The organism is Spongiactinospora gelatinilytica, from assembly GCF_003236385.1.
GTDB lineage: Bacteria > Actinomycetota > Actinomycetes > Streptosporangiales > Streptosporangiaceae > Spongiactinospora > Spongiactinospora gelatinilytica.
Map to the genome: position 1 here is coordinate 1 of NZ_POUA01000557.1, position 3453 is coordinate 3453.

Consider the following 3453-nt stretch of genomic DNA (forward strand, 5'->3'; position numbering starts at 1 on the left):
ATCCCCACCGCCCCAGTCGGCCGATGGCCCTTCACCCACCACACCGCCGGGGTACACGCCGCAAATCAGCGCCGAATTCTCCGGGATCGACCCCGCCGCACTGGAAGGCTTCGAACAGAGCCTCGCCCGCACCGAGGACACCATCGGCCGAAACGAACCCCAAATCCGGCGGACCTTACAGAAGTTCGACCTCGAAACATCGCGATTAACCGCCTTACGCGAGTTACAGAGCTGGCTCGCCACCAAGCGCCCCGACCTCCGCCGCCGCAAGGAGACCATCGAGTCCCAGCAATCGGAGTGGGCCACCTCCACCTCTTCCGGCCACCCCGCCCTCGCCGCCTTCGACGAATCCCTGTACGAAAAGGCCAAACACGACCCCGACGTGTACGCCGCCATCGTCAACCTCACCAAGGCCACCGAGTCCGGCGAAGTCGACCCCAAAACCCTCACTCAACTAGAAAAACACGCCGGCAACTCCCCCTTCGCCCTGGCCCTCCTCACCACCATGGGCGCCACCGCCTACCGCAAGACCCTCGGCGAGACCATCGGCAACAAACAGATGGCAAAACTCGGCACCCCCCTGGGCAAACTCCTCAGCACCGCCAGCCCCAACCTCCCTCCCTCCTGGCGCAATGGCCTTACAGCGGACATCTGGGCTAACCGAAACGAGGTTCGCGGCCTCACCAAGGCGCTCCGAAACGGCACCTTCCCGCACGGCTTCGTCATGAGCGCCGTGAAGAACCTCGACTTGTGGGCCCGGAACCGGTCGACCCCAGACCACGAGATCGTCGACGACATCCTGACCATCCTCGCCAACAACCCGACCCGGGCCCAGGACTACTTCATCAACGATCCGACCGCGCTCAAGTACTGGGTGACCACCGACCACCCCGAAGAGACCCAGGCCCAATTCGCCAAACTTCTCGAATTGGCCACCACCACCTTCCGTGACCACTCCGGCACCCCGCAAAACCCCTCCCGAGGCTACTGGTCCGCAAAACTGGCCTCTGAGTTCATCCACCTGGAAGGGCAGCGGATCGATAAGGAGCGCTTCCCGGTAGTCCCTCCGGCCACCACCGCCCTTATCCTCTCGGCCTACATCAGCGACGTCAACAGCACCTTTGAGGCGAACGACATGTTTCTCTCGCCCGGGGTGAGTAGCGCCGATAACCCGGGCACCCCCGGAAAGGACCCTTGGGGGGCACAGTTCAACAGGCAAAATATTCGCCAAATCATGAAGGAGGCATTTTCCGACGGCAAAGCCTTCGCCGCCGTGCTGGCCAGCCAGACAGCCTTCGCGGATCTTTTGCTCCAGCATGGAGCGAGGGAGATCAAAGAGGGGCGCAGCAGTAACTATCTTATGGTCAACATCAAGCAGGTGGCGACCGGGTTCGGCTTTATCACGGACGCTGCGGGTGTAGCGAAAATAGAGTCGGCGAAGGAGCTGGATGAAGCCCAGCAGAGAAATATGAAAATACTCATGGCGGTAGTCAACTCTGGCCTCGCGATACCACAGCAGGGCGGCTGGCCCGTTGCGGCGGGAGTCATTAGCGCATGGACTGGGCTCATCGAGGAGGCCAGCAAGGGGGACACCGAGAAAAGGGCGCGCCGGGATGCAGACTCAGCAGCCGAACACACTAGATCCCTAGTTCAGGACCTTACCGCACGAGCTTTGCTCAAAAATGGTGTCTTCGGACGGCCGGAGCCCCCTTCCTCAACACATCCGTGGTCATCCCTGGAAGGCCTTGAAGAGGGAAGCGACCCGCGACTCAATCCCAATAATTTCTTAAAGTCCAACGGGATGGACCTGATGAGCAAAGATGAGATGATCAACAAATGGGCGACGAACACCACCGAAAGGTATCAGCGACTTGAAGCCTATCGGAGGTGGCTGTTTGAAGGCTTGTCCGGGAAGACCTGGCAGGCGATCGAGGATCGCCTTGACATCGGATTCGATAACGGCTTCAACCGGTACTCATCATGAAGGTAAGCCAGCTTGTGCGCCTTGGAACCCTAGCCCTTGCAGGACTACTGGCAGTGGCATGTGGAGGCAGTCAAAAGAAGCAGGGCGATCTGACGCCAATGCCTACAGTCGCAGTACCACCTCTTCTTTGTAAGCAAATCCCCTTAGGGGCGGTTCAGTTGATGACGGGGGTTCGAGATCCATTGGTACGCGGCTTCTTTGACCTAGAGAAGGTCGGAGATGGAAGCTGTGCAATGTACCAATCGTCTGGTGAGCGCTTTAAGGTACTGTTGGTCGACCTCACGCCTCTCGACTACACCGAGAGAGTCAAAGAACAGCTGGACCAGGGCGCGCCGCCGCTTCCAGAGATAGTGCCCGGGGCCATCGGTTACTACTTCGCACGCCCCAACGACAAGAACAACGCAGCCTTCGCCACACTTGCCACAGATAAAGCCCGACTGAGTGTGCAGCTTGAAATGGGCGTCGCAGGGCGGGACAGTGCCGCTGACGTGCTCGCCATGATGAAGCTGATCGGCCCTAGGCTCATCAGCGACGCTGAAACCTCCAGGCGTAACAAGGATAAATCACATCGTGATGGGAAATGACGTACACCCCACCACGCAGGCCCAGGCCTGTGCAGGGTCGTCACTGTCAAAGCCATCAGCGCGCGGCCCATATGCCGCACCGACCTCGTGGTGCCGCTGAATTGCCTTGGTGATCGCGGGCTGTGGTAGCCCAGCAGAGGAGGTCGGCCATACGCCCTTCCCCATCGCGGCCGTACCACCATACCTATGTGGAGATATCCTACTGAAAGCGGCTGAGTCAATGATCGGGTTCCGAGATCCACTTGTTCGCGCGAGCTTCAAGCAGAGATTGCCCGCCGGCTTCAGAACAGGGAGCTGCACAAAGTATCAGCGAGATGGCGAGCGGTTGAAAGCCAGAGATCGTACCGGGCGCAGAGGGATACTATTTCAAAGCCCGCAGTACCGATCTGAACTCTGCATACGCTGTCCTGGTACGCGGGCGAACGCTGCTCAATGTGCAGCTGGAAATAGGAGCGGCCGGACGGGACAATGCGGCGGATGTACTCGCCATGATGAAGCTCATCGCTCCCAAGCTCATCACCGATGACAGTGCCCCGACACCGGACAAGGGCTGATCGTTTATGACGGAAATGGTGCCCAACCCTCTGCGTGCCGCGCTGGTAGAGGCACTCAAGGCCGTTGAGCCGCTTATCAAGGAGATTGATACGGCCATCGACGGGCCCTTTCAAAAGTTTCATTCTGGGAAAGTGTGGAGTGGGCCCACGGCCAAGCGGTTCGATGTGGAGTTCGGGCAGTACCGAGGGCGGAGCAGGAGGGCTGGGGAGGAGGTGGTGGCGGATATTCGGGCGTTTTTGGCTCGTACGCCGGAGCAGGTGACCGTGGAGGAGGCCAAGGCGATCAGTAGTAGGTACGGTCTGGCCTGAGGGTGGGGGGTGGGGTCAGGCG

Annotated in this window: 3 protein-coding genes; all 3 read left to right on the top strand. The window is 59.9% G+C overall.

All coding sequences use genetic code 11. From position 1 onward, the window contains the following. The coding region (locus C1I98_RS42210; RefSeq protein WP_158558345.1) for a hypothetical protein at positions 1 to 1984 on the top strand (1984 nt) is incomplete at its 5' end. Positions 1985 to 2253: 269 nt separating this feature from the next. Further along, positions 2254 to 2568, top strand: coding sequence for a hypothetical protein (locus C1I98_RS36805; RefSeq protein ID WP_146607869.1), 315 nt, complete (start codon positions 2254 to 2256; stop codon positions 2566 to 2568). 560 nt (positions 2569 to 3128) lie between these two features. After that, positions 3129 to 3431, top strand: a complete 303-nt coding sequence (locus C1I98_RS36810; RefSeq protein ID WP_111171894.1) for a hypothetical protein — start codon at positions 3129 to 3131, stop codon at positions 3429 to 3431. Positions 3432 to 3453: the final 22 nt, after the last annotated feature.